We start from the raw sequence: 21,081 nt of genomic DNA on the forward strand, positions 1-21,081 counted from the left end.
AGCCCCTCACCCATTTTCTAAATTTTCTAATTTTAGGCAACAAAAAAGCGCCATCTTTCCGGAAAAAGAGGCGCAAAATAATATTCCAGCTCAAGGTAACCACTGTCGCTTTCTTTAACGGTAGGCAACTTCAGAGAACATGTTCGTCACTTTATACCAGAGCCAACTTACCGCTTGGTCTATGCTTTTGACTTGCCCGGAAATATGAGCTGTTGAAGCCTGATACAGAGAACCGTCAATGACTGTTACGTTGCCGTTCACTTCCCCATATACCTGTGCTTTACCATTTTCTATGGTAAGGTCACCGGTAATAATCTTGCCGGAAGGTACGATTACAGTATCCCCTTTGATGACCACTTGATCCAGATCTGCACCTCTAACTACAAGTTGTCTATCTGGACTCCAAAAGGTTACGGAGCTCATCAGCATTACGACTAGAAACAGAGATGCCGCTGTAAGTGCAGGGTGTCTCTTGATCCAGGTAACAAAAGCATTTTCTTTCTTGGTCTTTGGCAATGAACTCATTATCCGGCTCACAAGATCATCTGAGGCAACAGGATTCTGATGCATTAGGGAGAACATCAACATATCTGTCTGTTCTAATTCTTTAAACTTTGCACGGCAATCTGGACAGGATAGAAGATGCTCCTTCAATTCCCTCTGCTGCTGATCGGGCAAGTCGTCATCCAAGTAGTCGTGCATCATAGAGACGGCCAGTTTGCATTCCATAGGAGCCAATCCTTTCATGAGTGCTATTTAATTATCCTAAGACAAAGGGTCAGGACACATAAGACTTGCTTAACTTACATACGTCGCTCTCCCAAAGATGTTTCATAAAAAAAATCTATTTTTACATTTTAGGGCCTAATTTTTTACGTAAAAACTCACGACCTCTGTGTACACGCGTCTTAATCGTGGTTACAGGCATGTCGAGCACATCACTTATTTCCTGAAGCGACAAATCCTGCAGGTATCTAAGAATCATCACAGACCTGTATTTCACAGGCAGACTGTCAATGGCCTCATAGATTAGCCCCTGCGTCTCAGAGAGCAGTAATTCGGTCTCAGGTGTTACATTATCACTTGGAATCAACGAATAGCCGTCAAGGCCCTCCTGATCGTTCATATCTGCATCGAGCGAATAGGTTGGTTTCCGTTTGCGTAATCTATCAATACAGAGGTTCGTTCCAATCCGATAAATCCAGGTAGAGAACTTCTGTTTGTCATCATACCGATCCAAGTTTCTATACACGCGCAAAAAGGTCTCCTGAACAATATCCTCCGCCTCATGGCGATTGTTCAGCATCCGGTACGCCAGATGATATATTTTGTCTTTATATAGTTCCACAAGCTCGGCAAATGCTCTTTGGTCGCCTTTTAAGGCGAGCTTTGTCAATCTGCCTTCCAAATTCTCCACCTGTTAACTCCCCCAGACTTGCCGCCCTTGGTATTTATTTTCAAATATCCACGGTACAAGCAATTAAATCGTAATTCAAGTTTGTGTAAAAATCAAGGATTGTATTGTAACCTTCTCTGTAAACTGAGTTAATTTCTAGGAATAAAAGATAGGGTGAATACAATGACATTCCTAAGAATGTTGGACTTTCGGTCGCTGTTATCCTCTGATTTCCTGATTATAAACCGCATATAGCGGTCGAAATCTGAGGATAAAGGCGATCGCATTCGCTCCTACAGTTCCAAAATTCTTCTCCATGCCCTCTTTCACCCGAATTTATTATTCTTATCATTTACCTCGGACTACATCTCGGTTACATGGTTGGTGCAAGAAAGATCAATATTGGGCAAAGCACCACAATATTTTTCAGGACAAAAGAATCACTTCGCAGCACAATATTTAGTTTTATGAGCAAAGTAACTCGTATTAGGCAACAAAATCATCCCGTCGGTTGAATAGGCTTCTGTTAGTTTAAATTTGTCGCATATGGAGCAGACATTGTTGTACTTTCCGCAGGGTTTTCGGTGATTTGGCGTGTATGGACTCCAATGTAGGTTGAGGATTTCATTTTGATGGAACGAGTTATAGGGAAAACCTCCCTATAAATTAGGTCACAGCTGTTTTATGACCAAGTTATAAGGAATTTCTCCCTGTATATTGGCCAAATTCAATTAATTACACCAAGTTCAGCTGATATAAAGGGAAAAATGGACCTCTGTCAAGAAAGTAGACATCATTAAACTGCCTTTCTCTTATTAAATTGCGCAGCAAACCGTACCGGCGAAAGATAGCCTAACGAGCTGTGGATTCGTTTCCGATTGTAAAAAAACTCAAGATAACTATAAATCTCGTCGTATGCTTGTTGTTTCGTTTTAAAGCGTGGGCTACAGTAAATAAGCTCCTTTTTCAGAATGCTGTGAAAGGATTCTATGCATGCATTGTCGTAGCAATTTCCTTTGCGACTCATGCTACTTTTCATCTTGCATGTTTTAAGTTGCTCTTGGTAATCCTCAGATGCATATTGACTTCCACGGTCAGAATGGTGCAATAACCCCTTCTTGGGTTTCTTGGCTACATAAGCATCTTGTAGGGCTCCTAGTACTAAGTCGGTTGTCATGCGGTCCTGAAGGCGCCAGCCTACAATCTCACGCGTACACAGGTCAAGCACACTTGCGAGATAAAGACGTCCCTCTCTGCACGGAATGTAGGTAATGTCGGTAACCCAAACCTGGTTAGGCTTTTTTACTTTAAACTGCTGATTCAAAAGATTGGGTGCGATTGGAAAGTTATGGTTAGAATCGGTCGTTTGGATTTTGAATTTCTTACAAACACAGGAACGCAGACTGAGCTCTTTCATATACAAGCCAACGGTTCTCTCGGTAACCTTGTAGCCCTCATGCCGCAATTTTTTTGTAATCTTAGGGGCACCATAGCGTCGATAGTTATCGTGATAGTGATACGTAATTCGCCCCATTAACTCACGCTTTCGCAACTCTTGCTTGCTCGGCATAGAGGTTTTCCACTTATAGTATCCGCTCCGAGAAACTTCCATAACCTTGCACATCTTCTCCAAGATGAACTCGGAGCGATGATCCTCAATAAACTGGAATCTTAGTTCCTTGGTTTGCTGAAGATGTGCACTGCTTTTTTTACAATTGTGAGTTCTTCCTCAACATCTGCAATCCTTTTATCTTTCATCTGAATCTCATGTTCTTTTTCTCTAAGCAGCTGTTCCATCTCTCGGAATCGTTCCAAGGTAACAATAGGTTCATTTTTGAACTCGCGATATTTAGCCTTCCACCCATGCAAAGTCTTTGCTGGAATGTTCAACTCTAACGAGATATCCTCCACCGACTTTGTCTGCTCTTGCAAATATTTAACAGTGTTTCTCTTAAATTCTTCATCATACCGTTGCCGCTGTTCACCCATGTGAACACCTCCTTAGATATCTTCATTATCTTAATCTCTTAACGAGGTGTCCACTTTTAATTCTAGTTTCAAAATTCCCTATATTTTATCGAAATGACCTTATAATACCGATTTACGGGTAATAATTCCCTTTAATTCAGCATTTTGACCCTAAAGCAGAGAAATATGAAACTTAAAAATGTTAATGTGTGCGAGCAGACAGTAATTCCTATAAAGAAGCAAACAAACACGGGCTCCGGCGCTCCTTTTGTGTATCCTTTGCACACATTCCTGGCAAAGTCCATAACGCGTGTGTCATAGTGCATCGCTTTATTTCGGTCTATAATGCTTCTATGAAGAATATTGGTCAGATGATGACCGTGCATTTCCATGAATCCATGAAAGTAATCTTTTAGAATCTGCCGGATACTGCATAATTCCTATACAAGCACAAAAAGTCCACCCTAATAAAGGGCGGACTTTTTGTGTTAAGACTATATCAGCCGGTATTCCGAAGACCAGCGGCAATGCCATTGATGGTAAGCAATACTTCGCGGAGCAACTCGCTATCGTCTCCATCGACTTCACGGAGCGCTCTAAGCTCAGATAGCAACTGAACCTGCAAGTAGCTAAGTGGATCAACGTAAGGATTGCGGAGTCTGATCGACTCCTGAATCACAGGGACGTTATCCAGAATATCCTGCTGGCCAGTAATCTTCAGGATCAGCTCAGAGGTCAGTTTGAATTCATCTTCAATCTGGCCAAAGATCCGTTGACGCGCTTCCTCGTTCTTGCCCATGCTGGCGTATTCCTTAGCAATGATCAAGTCTGCTTTTGAGATAGCCATTTGCAGCGTATCTATCAGTGTAGTAAAGAATGAGAAGTTCTCATACATATGCTGCATAATCTTCAGATTCTCTTCCTTACCCTCATAGAAACTCTGCAGTCCGGTTCCAGCAGCATACCATGCAGGAAGCAAATAACGGCTTTGTGTCCATGCAAATACCCACGGAATGGCACGCAGGTCTTCAAAGCGGTCACTGTTCTTCCGTTTAGAAGGACGTGAACCAATGTTAAGCTCTCCAACCTCAGGCAGAGGTGTTGATTCTTTGAAGTACGTCAGGAAGTCCGGATCACGGAAAATCAAATCCTGATATTTGTGAAGCGAAACTTCAGAGATACGGGCAACAATCTCATCCCACTTCTCTTCATATAGATCCGCTTGCGGAATTCTTGCATTAATCGCTGCAGTCACAAGCGCAGATGTCGCTTGCTCTAGACTGCGGTAAGCAATCCCTTGCATTGAATAGCGGGAGGAGATAACTTCTCCCTGCTCTGTGATCTTAATCCCGCCACCAATCGTTGAGGCTGGCTGAGCAAGAATGCTGCGGTTAAGCGGCATGCCACCACGTCCGAGCGCTCCACCACGTCCGTGGAAGAACTTCAGCTTGATTCCGAACTTATCGGCTGTAGCTGTAATCTCTTTCAGAGCAACACGCAGTTCCCAGTTCGCAGTAACCACACCGCCATCTTTGTTACTATCTGAATATCCAAGCATGATTTCCTGCAAATCATTCATTGCTCTTACTGCATCGCGGTAGATAGGCATGCTGAGCAGTCTATTCATAATTTGTGGGGCTTCATGCAAATCATCTATCGTTTCAAAAAGTGGCACAGCTTGCAGCGTGCATACGACAGTACCGTCGTTATCTTTGCGGAATAGTCCTACCTCTTTGGAGAAGACCATAACCTCCAGAATGTCGCTTGCCGCTTCTGCCATACTGATCAGGTAACTGGTGATACACTGTTTGCCGTACTCTTCTTGCGAAGCAAAGATCGTCCGGTACACAGCAAGACATTCCTCAGTTCCCTCACTATACGTCTGATAAGAAGAAGTGATTGGACGTGGATCATTCAACAGCTTCTCCAGCAGCTCAATCTTCTCATTCTCAGACAGTTTGGAGTAGTCCGGTGTAATATTCATTTTCGCCAGAATTTCAGTCATGGCATTCTCATGTTCTTGACTGTGCTGACGCACATCAAGTGTCGCCGTATGGAAACCGAACAGCTCCACTTGGCGGATCAATTTCTTAATATAAGTGTCGGCCACATAATCGGCATAGTGATGCCGTAAGCTGCGGTCAATCACGTTCAAATCATCGATAAACTCTTCAGGTGTAGAATAACGCTCAGGAGTATCTTTTTTCTCATCATCCAGAACATTTTGTGTCTTGGAGATCATATAGCTAAGTTTAATACGGTAAGGTTCATTGTCATTGCGCCATTCTTCCATCTTGCCAAGATTAATGATCTCACGATCAGCTTCAATGGATGCGGCTAGCTCAGGCGTCACCTTAACAATACTTGTGCTAAAGCTTAGATATTTCATGAGTTCACGCATAATCCGTTGATATTCCCGAATCGCCAGCTTACGCTGCATGCGCAAGGTCTGTGAAGTAACTGTAGAAGTTACCGAAGGGTTACCGTCACGGTCTCCACCAATCCATGAGCCAAAACGCAAGTAGGTTGGTACATGCCAATTCTGCCCTGGGTAGTATTTACTGAGACAACGTTCAAGTTCCTGATAAACATCGGGCAATACATGGAAGATCGTCTCATGGAAATAGTACATCCCATTACGTACTTCATCTAGTACGGTAGGCTTACGGTCACGCAGTTCATCCGTTTGCCATAGCGTAATCACTTCATTTAATAGCTTCTCACGGAGCTGTTCACGCTCCCGGAAGGTTAAGGTAGGGTTATCCAGACCCATAACATCATCAGATATCCGCTTATGAATATCGAGAATAGCACGGCGCATAGCTTCCGTTGGATGTGCCGTCATTACAAGTTCCAGAGATAATCCTGCAATAATCTCGTTAACTTCCTCATGAGAGAAATCACGTTCACGAAGCTCTTTAATCGCGCTTTCTATAGAACCGGGTTGGACTGTCTCCCCAGCTGAACGTTCATAATCACGTTTGCGGCGAATCCGATGGTTCTGTTCGGCAATATTCACGAGCTGAAAATAAATAGCAAACGCTCTTATTACCTGATGACGGTTCTCTGGATCCAAAGAATTGATTAACTCCTTAAATTCACTGTGCAGTTCAGGTAAAAATAGTGAGCGCAGCGATTTACTGGTTTCGCGAATTTTCTCCACGATCTCTAGTAGTTCGTTACCGCCTTGGTGAACCAAGACCTCTCCTAAAATGTTCCCCAAGAACCGTACGTCCCGTCGCAGCAGATTGTTAGAGTTGCTTTTGCTGACGGTAGTCGTAAGTTCGGTCATGCTGCTCCCCCCATTCTCTTCCGGATCAATGTGTTAATTATTGTCTGTCTAAAAATCGCCTATTAAAGCTTTCCTCATATCATACAATAAAACTGCGTGAAAATCTCCAACTATTTTGCGCTGTAAAGCGACACAGCATCTAAGATTATACACCAATTTCTCAATTTATACAGTCCTTATATTTTATGTATTCTTTCTTATATATAATGGCTCTAGCATACCTTCATTATGTGTATTTAAATACGGAGCGTTCGAATCTGATCGATGAACAGACCAATAAGCGGAGAATAATGACGATCACGGTTATACGAATAATAAATATGTCTTTGAAAATTATAATCTGGAATGGTGCGCATTAGCAATCTTCCTCTGGCTACTTCATCCTCCACAGCAAGACGCGATATAAACGAAACGTACCTTCCACTCATAAGCGATTGCTTTATGGCCTCCAGTGAATCCAGTAAAATATAGGTCCTCGGCTCATTCCCCTCCCGCTCAAACCATTTATCCGTCAGTTGGCGTGTACTTGATTCCTTGTCATGTAATATAAAACTCGCAGAAGCAATCATAGCCGGGTTTAGATTAGAAAACGAAGCAAATTCATGAGATGGCGCAAATACAAGCACGAGTTCGTCCTCACACAAGGCTTGAGTATGCAAATCAGGCAGATAAAAAGATTCTGTAGACAAAATACCAAGGTCAATCTCATGGCTAGCCAGCATTTCTTTGATTACAGGGGAAGGCTTAACCGATAAAGAGATCGTAATCCCCGGATGTTGTTCTCCAAACAGCCCCAATATTTTCGGAAGAATATAAGTAGCTGGAACGTAGCTCGCACCAATCTTAAGCGTTCCGCGACCCGCCTGACTGAACTCTTTTACAACCCGCTCCGCTTCTGCAGCTAGTGCATTGATTTTAGTCGCATAATGAAGAAACGCTTTTCCACTCTCCGTAAGAATCATTTTATCCATTCTGGATTCAAATAACTTCTCCCCCAATTGCTGCTCTAAATTCTTCAAATGGTACGTAACAGTGGGCTGCTTCAGTCCGAGTTTATCGGCTACTGTAGTTATTTTCTTATGTTTATTTAGCAGTTCTACGATTTCCAGCTTGATTAAATTAAGGTTCATTTTTCTCCACTCCCTCGCCTATTCCCTAAACGGTACCATAGAAGAATTCTATGAATGTTAAAATAAATCGGCAAAAAAGTTAATATCACAGTTACATTCAGCAAATATAGCGGGAATTCTTTACCTTTACACTAAGAACAAGCTTAAGAACAGGCAGGTAGATAGAGATGAAGGAAATTACAATCCACAGTTTGGAAAAGAAATTCGGAGATGTGCATGCTTTGAAGGCGGCAGATCTGAAGATTCCCGCTGGAAGCTTTACGACATTACTCGGTCCTTCAGGTTGTGGAAAGACGACACTACTCCGTCTGATTGCTGGGCTAGAAACACCGGATGCGGGAGAAATCCTAATGGATGAGGAGTTTATTTTCTCAGGCAACAAAAGAATTAGTCGCCCAATCCATAGCCGCAACTTTGGCATGGTCTTTCAAGATTTCGCACTCTGGCCGCATCTGACTGTCTTCGAGAATGTCGCCTTCGGACTTCGAGCCTCTAAGCAGAAGAAAGATTTACGGATTAGGGTTCAGCAAGCCCTTCGTTCTGTAAAGCTGGAAGGACTCGAGCTACGCTTTCCCCATCAGCTGTCCGGTGGACAACAGCAGCGGGTTGCTTTTGCCAGAGCCGTAGTTACTAGACCCCAGCTCGTATTGTTCGATGAGCCTTTAAGTGCGCTGGATGCGGTCTTGCGAGATGAAATGAGGCTGGAGTTAACCTCCTTGGTGAGGAATATGGGCATTACCGCTTTATATGTTACCCATGATCAAACCGAGGCGATGTCTATGTCAGATGAAGTGGTCGTTATGCAGAGCGGCACGATTTTACAAACAGGCTCTCCTGAGGAGATTTATCAGAAACCAAATCATCCCTTTGTAGCTCATTTTATTGGAAAATCCAACTGGATCGTTCCTGATAAGCAAATGCTTCGTCCGGAACATTTACGTTGGTCTCAGGAGGATGCTTCCTCTCTACCTTTTACAGGGACTATTCGACATGTGAGCTATATGGGTGACCGTTATGAAGTCATTCTGGACATGGAGAATGGAATCACTTGGACCGCTTATCATGATCAACGTTTACCTGTTGGAGAAACGATCCAGATCTATGCTTCTCAGCATCAGATCCATCATCTGAATTAAGCGTCCACTGCATGGAATAGCTATGTTTAATGCTGTTCCATGCAGCAAGATGCACAAAAAAATATTTGGGAGGCATTCAAATTGAAAGCAATGAATAACACTAAAGGACTTAGTACACTTCTTCTAACAACTATAATCGGTGCGAGTTTAGCTGGCTGTAGCTCCTCTAACACGCCTGCAGCTAACGCAAGTAACCCAACTTCAAACGCTAACACTACAGCTCAAACTGAAGCACCACAACCAACAGAGAAATCTCTGAGTGGCAATCTTGTTGTCTACAGTGCAGGTCCTGAGGGTCTAGCCAATAAAATTAAAACAGGCTTTGAAGCCAAAACCGGTGTTAAGGTCGAAATGTTCCAAGGCACAACCGGAAAAATATTAGCCCGTATGGAAGCTGAGAAGTCCAACCCAGTTGTCGATGTTGTCGTTCTTGCTTCCCTTCCGTCCATGCAAGGGATGAAGAAAGATGGATTATTACTTCCATATAAAGAGGCGGTTAATGCAGATAAGCTCGTTAGCGATTGGTCAGACACAGCAGATGGAAATTATTTCAGCTATAGCGCATCCGCACTAGGGATTGTCTACAATACCAAAAAAGTTAGCACACCACCGACCTCATGGGATGACCTCACCAAAGCGGAATGGAAAGGAACCGTTAATATTCCAGACCCTTCGCTATCAGGCTCGGCTCTTGATTTCATGACTGGGTATTTAAGTGCTAAAGGGGACAGTGGCTGGGATCTTTTTAAACAATATAAAAGCAATGAAGTAGCGATGGCGGGCGCCAATCAAGAGGCACTTGATCCGGTGATTACCGGTGCTAAATCCGTCGTTGCCGCAGGTGTAGATTACATGGCTTATAAAGCAAAAGCTGACGGAGAGCCTGTAGATATCGTCTACCCTGCTGAAGGAACCGTAATCAGCCCTCGTCCAGCTGCGATTATTAAGACAAGCCCGAATGTAGATAATGCTAAAGCTTTTATCGACTATCTTCTATCCGATGAAGCTCAAGCGCTTGTTGCCAAAGCTTACTTGCTGCCAGGCAGAACCGATGTGAAAGCAGAGAATCGTGCAAATCTCGAAGAAATTAAGACATTTGATGTGAAATGGGAATGGATGAACGAACACAGTGATGAAGTTTCCTCAACATTCACACAAATTTTTAAATAAGCGTAATGAATATTAACTCTTTGCGCTCATTTAAATGGGTGAGCGGCGGACTTGCTTTATTTATACTGACAGTGCTTGTACTGCTGCCACTCCTGCTCATCTTCTGGACCAGTATTTATCCGAATGAGCAGCTGGATATAACCGCGCCACTACGAACTATTATGGGTAGTCATGATCTGGTAGAGGTACTGCTGAATTCTATCGGGCTTGGGGTAAGCGTCATTCTACTAACTACGCTATTTGCACTACCTCTGGCGTGGATTATGGCTAAGACGGACTTAGGGCATCATAACTGGCTCGATGTCGTGCTGTTAATCCCGTTTATGACACCACCATACATTGGTTCTATGGGTTGGATGTTGTTTATGCAGACAGGTGGGTATATGGAGCAATTTCTACCTGTATCCTCCGTGCTGACTCCGTACTTCTTTAGCTATGGAGGGATGGTGCTGATCATGAGCCTGCATTTATTCCCCTTCCTGTATTTACTGCTGCGTAATGCACTTTTGCAGATCGGGGGCAATCTGGAGGAAGCAGCCTCTGTTCATGGTGCTCCGTTCTTTTACAGATTTAAAAGAGTAATCATTCCCTTGCTATTATCCAGCTATGGGCTTGGAGCTCTTCTCATCTTCGTCAAAACGATTGCCGAATTTGGTACCCCTGCGACCTTTGGTCGTAGGATCGGCTTTTACGTTCTGACCTCTGAGATCCATAAGTATATCTCTAGCTGGCCGATAGATTTTGGAAAAGCTACTTCACTAGCGTCCTTGTTGCTCGGAGTTTGTCTAGTCATGTGGTACATCCAGACTCTAATTAGCAGCCGTTTCTCTTACCGCCTAATTGGAGGAAAAGGGACGCGCACTAAACGTTATAAGAGCACAGGAATCGTAGGGGTTCTTAGTTGGGGGTATGTTATTTTATTACTTCTATCATCTATCGGCATTCCTTATTTCTCGATCATTACAGCCTCATTATTGAAGCTGCGCGGAGAAGGCGTATCTTGGAGCAATTTAACCTTCAAACATTATGCAGAGCTGCTATCACCCGGTTCTCAAGGTCTTGAAGCCTTATTAAATAGCTTCACATTAGCTATCGTTGCTTCCAGTATCGCGGTTATTCTTGGGACTTGGTTTGCTTTAACCGTAGGAAAAGGAGCTACATTCAAGCAGAAAATTACAGATCTGTTCAGTTTGCTTCCCAACACTGTTCCTGGAATTGTAATCGTAGTGGGATTAATTCTGCTTTGGAATGCTCGCTGGATGCCTATCCCGCTCTATAATACCTACTGGATGGTTGTGCTAACCTATGTTGTGCTGTTCATCCCCTATACCGTTCAATATGTAAAAGCTAGCTACGGGCAGATCGATTCTTCCCTCATGCAAGCGGGACAAGTATTTGGTGGAAGCAAGCTTTATGTGTTCCGCCGTATCCTGCTCCCTCTCATCCTTCCGGGGATGGCGGCTGGCTGGATGATGACCTTTACCATTTCCAATCGGGAACTGGTAGCCTCCTTACTCATTCTTCCACCTTCAATGCAGACATCGGCGACCTATATTTTTGCCCAGTTTGAACAAGGTGCAGTAGCGATGGGGATGGCCATGGCCGTAATCTCTGTAGGCGTTACCACTATATTACTACTAGTCTTAGAATATTTAAGCCCAGATAGAAAGCGGAGACAACAATGAGCACACTAACGATTTGGGGAGGGGCCGGAGAGCATGGCCGTTCCTCCTATCTTTTGCAGAACAAGGGTGGGAAAGCTGGGATTCTACTCGATTGTGGTGTCAAAAAAGAAGGCCCAGGTGAATACCCCCTGCTAGATACAGATATCATTCCTCATTTGCAGGCCGTATTTCTGTCTCATGCGCATGAGGATCATTCCATAGCCCTTCCCCTACTATATAAGTACGGATATTCAGGTAAGGTATGGACAACGAAAGCTACCGTTAAACAGCTTCCCGATTATTTCGAAGCTTGGGATAAATATGTGGCTGCTCAGTCCGCATCATTACCTTATGGAGAAATAGATAAGCAATCTATTCAGTTCATGTATTTGGAGGAGCATATCCCCCCTCAGACTTGGCTGAGGGTTGCACCTAATCTTCGAGTACAATGGGGGCGAAGCGGACATTTAGCAGGTTCGGTTTGGCTGATCCTCGAATGGGATGGAACAATCGTATTTTTCTCAGGGGATTATACGAAGGAGTCGCTGCTGCTCATGGCAGATTCACCAACGATTGTGGAAGCCGGAGCTAAAGATGCCGTCGATCTATCCATTATCGATGCCGCCTACGGCGCGGATCCTGATGAGCAGCTTGTAAAGTTACAGCAATTAGAGTCAGCTATCTGTAGCACTCTGCAAAAAGGGGGTTCAATCCTCCTTCCGGTACCTATCCATGGCAGAAGCCAGGAATTGATCGTATGGGCAAGCGAGTGCTTCCCAGATGATCCGCTGATCGTCGAAGAAGAGCTCGTAGCACCGTTAAGAGGTTTGAGCGATAAGGCCGAATGGCTGAAAGAGGACGCTATTCAGCGCGTAGATATGCTTTTTAATAGAAAGAACTTGTGTATTGTATCTAACCCAGACGACCGCGCAAAGGCATTATTGAATCTCAAGGGCGCAATCGTATTTACCAATGATGGGATGATGCAGTCGGCAAAAGCACAAGAGTACTTTCATCAGCTCTCTGCTTCTCCTGACAACCATGTGATTTTTACGGGACATTTGGCAGCGGGTAGCCTGGGACACCGTCTCGTTAAACATTCTATGGTAGAGCAATCTAGCAACACGAGATGTAAAGTTTCACTCATACGCTATAAAGTCCATCAAGGCTTGCCAGACATTCGAGACATGCTCCAAACGCTTCCCAGCCGCCGGACGGTACTCGTTCATGCTCCCAAATCGCATATCGATCATGTTACTTCTATATTAGAAGGAGAAGGTTTTGCAGGACTGTACTCTCTACTTCCGGGTAATACGCTTTCGTTCTGAAGCTTAACTATGTAATCTTGTGATGGAAACAATGGGGCTCTTCCTTAGGTCTATTCAGACTTTTTGGAACAGCCCTTTTTTATGATTTGAACCTAATATCCATCTATTCTTTCGTCGTCCCCGGACGATCCTTAAAAGCTAGCTCAAACAACCCCGTCGCAGATAAACCAGCCAACCCCCCAGCCCACAGGCGAAGGACGATATCCAGTTCGGTAAAAGGATACGCTGCCGCTCCGATGAGCAAACCTATTAATAGTCCGATAATTGGGACTGCATTACGCGGGATGTTGATACTATTTTTGACCAATTGAACCAGAGCCAGTACGAATACAGCTAATATAGAAGCAAACGCCATAACATCATCTAAAATCTCTCTAGTTTCCATGATATAACCCTCCTTAGTGGGTACTTGTAATCTCAACCGTTCGAGTGGCGGAATTATAACCTACCTGTGCACCTAGCGCTTCTGCAATAACACGTACAGGAATGTAGGTGACCCCTTTTTCAAGCACTCCATCTGCAATCTTAACCCCGTTAACCTTTACGACAGCAATAACCTCGCTCTTCAATTCTTCCTCCACCTTCCGATTGATGATCTTGTACGCGGCCTCCACTGCGGATATTGAGGGCTTGCCCCCTGCACGTAACTGAGTGAGCGTTAAGCCAAACGTCATTTGAAAATGTGGGTAGTCCTTAAAGCTCGTCCAATCGCCACCCCACTCAAAGCCCAGCGCCTTCGCCTCTTTCGCAACCTCCTGCCAATCTGCGATCTGATTGTTATTGCCGTCCCGGCACATATCCCATGACACACTCGATCCACTGGGTAACAAAAGAGCAAAGTCTACGGCCAACCCAAAATTATGATAGCTATACCCACCCCGCGCATTGGTGACAATCGCTCCGGGTTTGGTGCGTCCTTGTGCGTAAAGAGCATCCTGCTCGGCAATTGTTCGAAGTCCCTGTGTAATGAGAATATTTACTCCGCGAGCATAACAGCGCTCAATCAGCGTCGTTGCAGCCGCTAAGACTACCGGATTCAGACCAAGCAAGTTCTTTACCGACTTTGCTTTGACTTGTTCAAGTATTAGTGCCATTACTTGTTAGCTCCCTTTTGTGCTTGCTTGATGAGTTGATTACCATACACAGCCATAGCCCCGCATAAAATACCTTGAACAATACTATCTATAGTAAATCCAAGGGTAAAGCAAACACTAATAATAGCCAGCAGTGTGACCCAATAAATAATAGCCCAGTTAGGCACTCGCGGTGTTTGCTTAAGGATGTATCCGATCACCCAGCATCCAGCAACGATAAACAGCAACTCAGGTTTAATTAAATTTGCGATTGCATTCCATTCCATTTATTTCCCACCCTCCATAGTAAATTTTATGATTGCCATTATCACGGCACCGACTATAGTTGTCTCTAACCAAAAGATGGTTTTTTCGATTTTGTCTAATCTTTGATGGGCTAGCCTTGCTGATGATAATGCCTCTACAGCCGTTTCATGAGCAGCAATCGCACGATCTAACTTTTTATCCATTTCATTCACTTTCGTTTCTACTCTCGTTATTCGTTGCAAAACCTCGGATTGTTCCACTCCCATACCCATCCCCCTAACATAAATAGCCCTCGGGGATCCGAGGGCTTTAGTGTATAATTTTTATTTTTCTGCTAGATAATCAAGGCACTATCAATAAGGATTTCTCTAACCTCGTTTTGTAGCTTTGAAGGCACGTTATTAAATTCGGGCTTTCCCAATACTACTCGTTGCGCAAAAAATGTTGCCATCATAATAAATCAACTCCAATCCAGTTTATTTGTATATAACTTCTGCAATTTCGGCGATAACATCATCCATCAAATCCGCTCTATCTATTACCGCTTTGACCTGTGACTTGAGTAGTGTAACTTGCTTAGTCAACGGTTCAATATATGCGGGCTCCTGCGTTACTCAAGCGTTTCATTAGAATCTTGATAACTAAACTCTAGCTCGCCCGTTTCGACGTTTACACGATATCCATTACACTCTGCAAAGTCATGCTCATACTCGCCATATTCAAGCTGCAAGCAGACCACCGTTTCGGGCACGCGTTCTGATAAAGCTTTATAAACGGTGAAGTCATATTCTGTAGTTGTTTCTGCCACGCCACCTTGACGCTCTCCAAGATCGGCTAAAACGGTGCCCGTTACTTTGTCATAATATATCTTTCTGCCTATTTCCATTTATCTCCCTCCTTTCTTAGCCCCACGCCCACCACTTATACGGAGTACCACTATTGAACCCATAACCAAGCCTGAAGCCCCCCGGAAGTATGTCCCAATATGGCATAATCACATTACCGCCACCATTGTAATACCCCCGAATAGTTCTACCATCCATAGTCATACCTATAGCTTGACTGTTTCCACCGGGACCATAATCTACCGCCGCTATCACTGGCGTAAATGACAATCCAGTAACGGTTACGGTTCCATCCCCTACGGCATTTATCGTTCCGCTGGCAAATAATCTAGGCTGCAACGTACCACCTACACCGAAAATAGATATACCATTCATTATGTTCTGCGGAGCTAAAGCGCTGTCTGCTAGTTTTAACTGTGCCGTACTCACCTTAAGTTCCCCTGCACCCGCTCCACCTTTGCGGTATCCTTCGCTTGGATAAACTGCTAATGCCCCATCGGGCCATCTTGCTACCCCTATAGCGGGATCTCCACCCACTGTTATAACCGGAATAGAGCCCTGCTTCCCGAAAATATTTTTATCTGCCCGAAAATTTGCGGCGATAAAATCAGGATCATCTATATTTACGAATGGTGATTGGCCACCGAATCCCGAAGTATCTAAGTAGGCACCGACTGGTACGCCCACACTAAGCCCTGTTGAACCAGAAGGTGCTGCTAAGGCACTTGCCGTACCGTTTGCTTTTATAGGTATAGTACCAGCAGTACCAGCGATTGTAGTTCCTGCAAGCACCTTATCTGCTGGCACCGTAACAGCTGCAACCGTGATAGCTGCATCATAAATTCCGGCTGCCTTAACGACAGCAGTTGCTCCTGGAGTGACCGTACCACCAGCTTGAACCGGGAGTGTGCCTGTAATATCCCCTGCGTCTGTTGCCGCCGTTTTTCCTGCGCGAATGTCTCCTGCTACCGCATTACCAGAGCCACCCGCGCTATCTGCCAAAAAATCCGTACCCACACGCCGGAACGTATAAGGTTTCCCAGCGATGAGCTTCCCAGTTGCATAAGCTACGCCTTTTTGATCTTTAAGAGGCGCCGCTGCAAGTCCGTTAACACTGAGCGTAGGATTTGCCCCATTGGTTACGTGCGGGACGATAGTAATACCAAATCCATCTGGTGTTGTCGTAGGCGCTGGGGTTAGAACTGCACTATAAGCTGTAGCTGTGCCACTAGTGGCAGCATACCCCGGTTGACGAATATAGTCCGTTTTTGCAGCTGCGACCGCTGCGTCCGCTTTTGCCTGAGCGCCAGCTGGAGTCTCTTTCGCATTCCACGCCGTCTTTTCAGCATCCGTAACAAACCGATTACTCGCGTCTTGAGCAATAATAGCTGGTGGGTGGGTAGCTGGGTGAGTATAGTTCGTTGCCCCCGCAGCAATGCCCGCCAGCTTCGTTTTCTCAGCTGCGGTGTAATCATTCGTGGACAGCTGCTTACCAGTAACCTTTTCAACTTTGCCATTAACGGCATTATCCAAGATATCCATATTCCCGTTCAGATCGGCAATATCAACGATATCTGTTCCCTCGGGCTTTTTTAAGCCCAAATTTCCTGTGGTTTGCATGTGTCACTCTCCTATCTATAAGTTCTTAATTCATTCCATGTTTTACTGTGAGCACTCTCCCAGGTCAAAACCTTGACGGAGTCCCACCAGGTATAGCTGAACACAAAATCATAAGCTAAATGCGCGGGTTTAATCTCTTCGATAATTTGAATCAACCCCGCCATATTTGGAGGAATGCCCAGCGTACTTACAAAATGAATCTCAAAACGGTACTCATCAGGCACTTCCTTTACTTCAACTACCCCACCCGAAAAAGCTGACGCCGTCCGCTGGATCATCTCCGGCGTTGTCGTCCCGTTTCCTCGCAGCTTCGCCTTAATCATCTCTCGGCGTGTGGCATATGACTTGGATACATCGATATTTAGTCCAAGCTCAGCTTCCCAACGTCCAAGGCTCACCGTTGCCGTTTCAACAAACGCCTGATCCAGCACATTTATAGTGCCAGCCTTCAGTCCACCTATTTCTAGCCCGATGTTCTCCTGAAGCTTCTCCATTTCGGTGACACCCTTATAATAGTCCGGCAAATACCGCATTAGATCTGGCGCCTCGACTTCTCCCGGATGATTAGAATCTTCATCTGCGGAATACAATAATTCGCTGAATAAAGAGTTGCCATAACTCATCCCCTACACCCCCTTCAGTTGGTTCCAGGTTAGAGGGCCCTTAGGCAGATAATCATGTGTATGCGCCGCTGGAGGAAACACGGATGGCTTCCCCGCTACCCCCGCCCAAGCCACACTATCTGCTTGTTGCGCGAAATCCACCTTGCCATTGTTATTCGTATCGTAAATGCTTTTCAGCATATCCCCGGTACTCTGCGCCGCAACAAGCAAGACATTCCCAGCAGCAGAACCAATATATAGCTTGCCAGAGTCTGTACAGTAGCCAAGCTCACCAATAGCCAGTGCGCCAATGGCGCTTTCCAATCCGCGACGTATTTGAATCAATGTCTTTAGAGCCATTATCCCGCCCCCTAGAATGTTCCGCCATCAATACTGGCTACAGTAAGTTTATTGCCATTCGTTGCATCATAAATGATACTACTTCCATCCACACTTACAGCTACACCGGCTCCATCTACGATGATCCCTTTTCCAGCCGTAACGGCAATCGCGTCTGCAGTGACCGTGATCCCATTGCCTGCACCAATATTCAGCGTTACAGCATCGGCTTGACCACCACCAATGAGCCCGTTCCCAGCGGTAATCGTCTGTAGCGCACCCCCGGTACGAACCCATGCACTTCCGTTCCAGCTATAAATCTTCTGTTCGTCGTCGACATAAGCGGTCCAACCCACAGCAGGAACATAAAAGACCCAAGCAGCAGACTGATATTCAACGATTTGATTCGTTTTCCCCGCCCATGCCCCGGTTGCTCCGGCCGGAATAATATATCGGTCACCCTCAACCGGACTGGCAGGTGGAGCGAGCAGGTGCTGATCTTTTACCGACGCTTGCGGTTCAATATTATGCTTGGCCAGCTCAATTTCGTTCTTAATCTTCTGGGCAGACCACAGATCTGTAATCGTAGTCCCAGCATCATTGATCGTCCGGTGTTTGGTCACATCGTCAATATGCGTCTTGATCTCAGCCGCAGTTTTTATGTTCGTGCCGTCCGATACTTTATTGATATGTCCCGCACTAATATCCGCTTTAAGCACCTTCGCATAGGTTGCTCCATCAGCAATATCATCGATTGTACCTGTCAGGTCGCTAAGTTTCTGCGCATTCACCCGCCGCCAAGCAGCCCCATCATCAAAATATAAATATCCGCTATTCGTACCCGTAGTCACGTAATACAAACGTCCAACAGCTCCTGCAACTGGACGCGAGGCTTCTGGCCCGGACAACGCCCTTCCGACCATGGAATTAGACGTGCCGTCACCAATATAAACTTCCTTAGTATCACTGCAAAAACCAAGCTCGCCTGCCTTCAACACGCCATAACTCGTTAGTTCAGCCTTTGTACCCCGCTTTATTTGTATGGTCTGTGCCATTTTACACCTCTCTTCTAAAAGATCCTCCGTCAATCTGACCCTTGCTCTTATAACGCTCTATTTCAGTTTGGACAGCAGTAAGACTCATCTGTAAACCGTTAATATCCTCTGCTTCAACGGTATCGCCGGGGGTTTCGTAAGTCACATAAACCTCTGGCACATCGGCAAAAATCTTAATCAATCGCCGCCACGGCGCCTCATCCGGAAAAGACACAGTGAAATTACGTAGCTCGATCCCTGAATACTGTGATCCTGTGTACACGGCGACGGTCTGATTATTAATGTTGTCATGCGCAAGCACACCACTGAACATGCCATTTTCAAGCGGTAATCTCTCTTCAATTACATAGCTACCACCGTTTGCTTTTTTATTAAGCTTGTCTTGAAATATATCAATTTGCTCTGGATAACCCATACTACACCTCCAGTAAAACATTGCCGAACAACGGTACTTCTTCTACGTTCAACATTACGTTACCCGCTCCACCGTTTAGCTTTAGCTCCGTATAATCCGCGACACCCTCCGTAGCAAGCAATAGTGCCCCGATTACAGACTGACTGATATAGGTTGCTGAAAAAGCCTTCTCTTTGCGATAGCTCTCAAGAATTACCTTGAATTCTTCATTAACAGTTTGCAGTGCATAGCCTGATGCGAGGGTTACTTTTGCACTTATATTGATATTTTTTCCCGTTGCCGACGCTACTGTCACAACTGCACCTACGGGGGCTTGCCCCTCACCCGCTCCAGAAACCGGATCAATGTAATGCTGAACCTTAGTCACCAGCAGCTCAGAAGCAGGAAGTTTCTCAGCATCTACGATGATCACCTTCACCGTCTTAGGACCGTTCCATAACGGAAAAACACGCGCACCTCCCACCCCCACAACCTGCATCGCCCACTCCATATAGTGATATTTATTTCCGCTAGTAGCTGGGCGTCTGGCTGAATCCAAATAACGTTGGCGTAACGATTCATCTGTTTCTTCGTTCTCTCCAGGAATTAATAGAGCAGCTATTTCCCCACGCGCAAGGTCTGAAATATAATCCACAGGCAGCAAAGAGCCAAAATATCGGTTTCCTTCTTCTCCAGCGGTTTCACTTTCCAGCCGATACACTCCAGGTGATACCTTCTCCACGGCAATATAATTCAGCATATCGAGAGAGAAGCGGCTGCCGAGAGGAACATCCACAAATCCTCCATCCGCTTTATAAAAAATCCCCTTCAGCTGCGCCTTACTCGCTTCACGCCTTACAATTCCTGACCAGGCGATACTTCGCTCCAAGTACTCTCCGGTAGCCGTATCTGCAAAATACAGATTATTATTCACATCCAGCTCAATGTACATCTGCGCGAGCTCTGCTGCTGCTGGAGCGAGCGCGTCATAAATGATGCTGCCCTCGCGTTTATCCAAACCTGACGGAACCCGGTCCAGCATTCGCTCCAAAAGAGCCTCATACGTCTGATCCTCATACATCCTCATTCAACTCCTTTCTCAGCTGAAAATTGCCATAACGTGTGGCCACCTTGCAATCAAAGGTTAGATTATCCCCGGTAAAAGAAATCTCAATATTCTCTAAACTAAGGATTCGTTCATCCTGAAGTAAAGCCTCACTAACAATACGTCTGATTTCAGCTCTGACTAGCAGCCGATCTTTGCCAAGCACCAGTCGCCACTCTGTTCCGTAATCCCAACTGTAAATCAGATGTTCAAACCTTTCGGTTCGCAGAATTTTGGCCGCTGCCTGTTGCACGGCCTCAAGTCCATCCGTTTGGCCTGTAATCCTTTTTCTATCCCAATCCATTCGGTAGGTTAGGCTGGGGCTTTCCCCACGCTCAAGGCTGACCTCACCTTCAAGAAGGGCGGTTATCGGTCCGGCTTTTCCAATCGCAGGAATCATATTGGGCTCACCAGCCGATCCAGAACAATATAGCTTTGTCCGCCTTGCATCCGAACCATCAGAACCCGATCACCAGAGGCAAGTCCTCTTCGCAGCACTACTTCTCTTCCCTCTAGCTCGATCTTGCTTTCCATTACCGATTCAGGCAGTACTAGCGCATTCCCCGATAAAATAAACCGTTGATCCACCTGGATCTGCAAAGGAGCTGCCTCCGTTACCGTCCCATAAGAAAAAGCCACAGGATTTGTATTTCCCACGGCTCCTAAGCTTGCTTTTTTAATTATATCCAACATCATT

General features: G+C 45.2%; 23 protein-coding genes. 4 read left to right on the forward strand and 19 right to left on the reverse strand.

Annotated features, from left to right (window positions below; translation table 11 throughout):
- Positions 1–114: 114 nt before the first annotated feature.
- The 6 genes from ACN6KS_RS27045 to ACN6KS_RS27070 all read right to left on the reverse strand — a co-directional run bounded on the left by ACN6KS_RS27045 (position 115) and on the right by ACN6KS_RS27070 (position 7,786).
- A complete protein-coding gene (locus tag ACN6KS_RS27045; protein WP_042192079.1) occupies positions 115–729 on the reverse strand; it encodes a zf-HC2 domain-containing protein in 615 nt (204 codons plus the stop codon).
- A gap of 121 nt (positions 730–850) precedes the next feature.
- The gene (gene sigW / locus ACN6KS_RS27050; protein ID WP_042192081.1) at positions 851–1,417 is read right to left on the reverse strand and encodes an RNA polymerase sigma factor SigW; all 567 of its coding nucleotides are present in this window, start codon (positions 1,415–1,417) and stop codon (positions 851–853) included.
- Positions 1,418–2,192: 775 nt separating this feature from the next.
- Positions 2,193–3,056: an IS3 family transposase gene (locus ACN6KS_RS27055; RefSeq protein WP_440962363.1), complete on the reverse strand. Its 864-nt coding sequence runs from the start codon at positions 3,054–3,056 to the stop codon at positions 2,193–2,195.
- 11 nt (positions 3,057–3,067) lie between these two features.
- Positions 3,068–3,385, reverse strand: a complete 318-nt coding sequence (locus ACN6KS_RS27060; protein WP_440960679.1) for a transposase — start codon at positions 3,383–3,385, stop codon at positions 3,068–3,070.
- A 478-nt stretch (positions 3,386–3,863) separates the two neighbouring features.
- Positions 3,864–6,656, reverse strand: coding sequence for a phosphoenolpyruvate carboxylase (ppc, locus tag ACN6KS_RS27065; RefSeq protein ID WP_094871748.1), 2,793 nt, complete (start codon positions 6,654–6,656; stop codon positions 3,864–3,866).
- A gap of 236 nt (positions 6,657–6,892) precedes the next feature.
- Positions 6,893–7,786 (reverse strand): LysR family transcriptional regulator, encoded by an 894-nt coding sequence (locus ACN6KS_RS27070; protein WP_094871749.1) that lies wholly within the window; start codon positions 7,784–7,786, stop codon positions 6,893–6,895.
- 167 nt (positions 7,787–7,953) lie between these two features.
- Here ACN6KS_RS27070 and ACN6KS_RS27075 point away from each other — a divergent pair, with 167 nt between their 5' ends.
- The 4 genes from ACN6KS_RS27075 (at position 7,954) to ACN6KS_RS27090 (ending at position 13,084) form a co-directional block, all read left to right on the forward strand.
- Positions 7,954–8,922: an ABC transporter ATP-binding protein gene (locus ACN6KS_RS27075; protein WP_440960863.1), complete on the forward strand. Its 969-nt coding sequence runs from the start codon at positions 7,954–7,956 to the stop codon at positions 8,920–8,922.
- A gap of 90 nt (positions 8,923–9,012) precedes the next feature.
- Positions 9,013–10,092, forward strand: coding sequence for an ABC transporter substrate-binding protein (locus ACN6KS_RS27080; RefSeq protein ID WP_440962450.1), 1,080 nt, complete (start codon positions 9,013–9,015; stop codon positions 10,090–10,092).
- Between the two features lie 5 nt (positions 10,093–10,097).
- The gene (locus tag ACN6KS_RS27085) at positions 10,098–11,777 is read left to right on the forward strand and encodes an ABC transporter permease (protein ID WP_440960864.1); all 1,680 of its coding nucleotides are present in this window, start codon (positions 10,098–10,100) and stop codon (positions 11,775–11,777) included.
- Positions 11,774–13,084, forward strand: a complete 1,311-nt coding sequence (locus ACN6KS_RS27090) for an MBL fold metallo-hydrolase (protein ID WP_094871755.1) — start codon at positions 11,774–11,776, stop codon at positions 13,082–13,084. Before ACN6KS_RS27085 ends, ACN6KS_RS27090 begins: the two co-directional genes overlap by 4 nt.
- A gap of 103 nt (positions 13,085–13,187) precedes the next feature.
- On the opposite strand, the gene ACN6KS_RS27095 is transcribed toward ACN6KS_RS27090, so the two are convergent.
- The 13 genes from ACN6KS_RS27095 to ACN6KS_RS27155 form a co-directional block, all read right to left on the reverse strand.
- On the reverse strand, positions 13,188–13,469 hold the full coding sequence (locus ACN6KS_RS27095) for a holin (RefSeq protein ID WP_094876686.1): 282 nt from the start codon (positions 13,467–13,469) through the stop codon (positions 13,188–13,190).
- Between the two features lie 13 nt (positions 13,470–13,482).
- On the reverse strand, positions 13,483–14,178 hold the full coding sequence (locus ACN6KS_RS27100; RefSeq protein ID WP_440960865.1) for a M15 family metallopeptidase: 696 nt from the start codon (positions 14,176–14,178) through the stop codon (positions 13,483–13,485).
- A complete protein-coding gene (locus ACN6KS_RS27105; protein WP_440960866.1) occupies positions 14,178–14,444 on the reverse strand; it encodes a phage holin family protein in 267 nt (88 codons plus the stop codon). Before ACN6KS_RS27105 ends, ACN6KS_RS27100 begins: the two co-directional genes overlap by 1 nt.
- Positions 14,445–14,690, reverse strand: coding sequence for a hemolysin XhlA family protein (locus ACN6KS_RS27110; RefSeq protein WP_076285567.1), 246 nt, complete (start codon positions 14,688–14,690; stop codon positions 14,445–14,447).
- A gap of 344 nt (positions 14,691–15,034) precedes the next feature.
- A complete protein-coding gene (locus tag ACN6KS_RS27115; RefSeq protein ID WP_440960867.1) occupies positions 15,035–15,310 on the reverse strand; it encodes a hypothetical protein in 276 nt (91 codons plus the stop codon).
- 16 nt (positions 15,311–15,326) lie between these two features.
- Positions 15,327–16,889 carry a hypothetical protein gene (locus ACN6KS_RS27120; RefSeq protein ID WP_440960868.1) on the reverse strand — a complete coding sequence of 521 codons (1,563 nt, stop codon included), beginning with the start codon at positions 16,887–16,889 and terminating at the stop codon, positions 15,327–15,329.
- An 11-nt stretch (positions 16,890–16,900) separates the two neighbouring features.
- Entirely contained in the window at positions 16,901–17,512 is a 612-nt protein-coding gene (locus ACN6KS_RS27125) for a putative phage tail protein (RefSeq protein WP_440960869.1), read from the reverse strand.
- 3 nt (positions 17,513–17,515) lie between these two features.
- Positions 17,516–17,851 (reverse strand): tail fiber protein, encoded by a 336-nt coding sequence (locus ACN6KS_RS27130; RefSeq protein ID WP_440960870.1) that lies wholly within the window; start codon positions 17,849–17,851, stop codon positions 17,516–17,518.
- 11 nt (positions 17,852–17,862) lie between these two features.
- Positions 17,863–18,885: a DUF2793 domain-containing protein gene (locus ACN6KS_RS27135; protein ID WP_440960871.1), complete on the reverse strand. Its 1,023-nt coding sequence runs from the start codon at positions 18,883–18,885 to the stop codon at positions 17,863–17,865.
- 1 nt (position 18,886) lies between these two features.
- Positions 18,887–19,300 carry a phosphoglucomutase gene (locus ACN6KS_RS27140; protein ID WP_440960872.1) on the reverse strand — a complete coding sequence of 138 codons (414 nt, stop codon included), beginning with the start codon at positions 19,298–19,300 and terminating at the stop codon, positions 18,887–18,889.
- A 1-nt stretch (position 19,301) separates the two neighbouring features.
- Positions 19,302–20,360 (reverse strand): baseplate J/gp47 family protein, encoded by a 1,059-nt coding sequence (locus tag ACN6KS_RS27145; protein WP_440960873.1) that lies wholly within the window; start codon positions 20,358–20,360, stop codon positions 19,302–19,304.
- Complete coding sequence (locus ACN6KS_RS27150; RefSeq protein ID WP_440960874.1) at positions 20,353–20,784, reverse strand: DUF2634 domain-containing protein; 432 nt, start codon at positions 20,782–20,784, stop codon at positions 20,353–20,355. The genes ACN6KS_RS27145 and ACN6KS_RS27150 overlap by 8 nt, the downstream gene beginning before the upstream one ends.
- Complete coding sequence (locus ACN6KS_RS27155; protein ID WP_440962451.1) at positions 20,781–21,077, reverse strand: DUF2577 domain-containing protein; 297 nt, start codon at positions 21,075–21,077, stop codon at positions 20,781–20,783. The genes ACN6KS_RS27150 and ACN6KS_RS27155 overlap by 4 nt, the downstream gene beginning before the upstream one ends.
- Positions 21,078–21,081: the final 4 nt, after the last annotated feature.

Origin of the sequence: Paenibacillus nitricinens (genome assembly GCF_052056485.1) — a bacterium.
GTDB lineage: Bacteria > Bacillota > Bacilli > Paenibacillales > Paenibacillaceae > Paenibacillus_AQ > Paenibacillus_AQ nitricinens.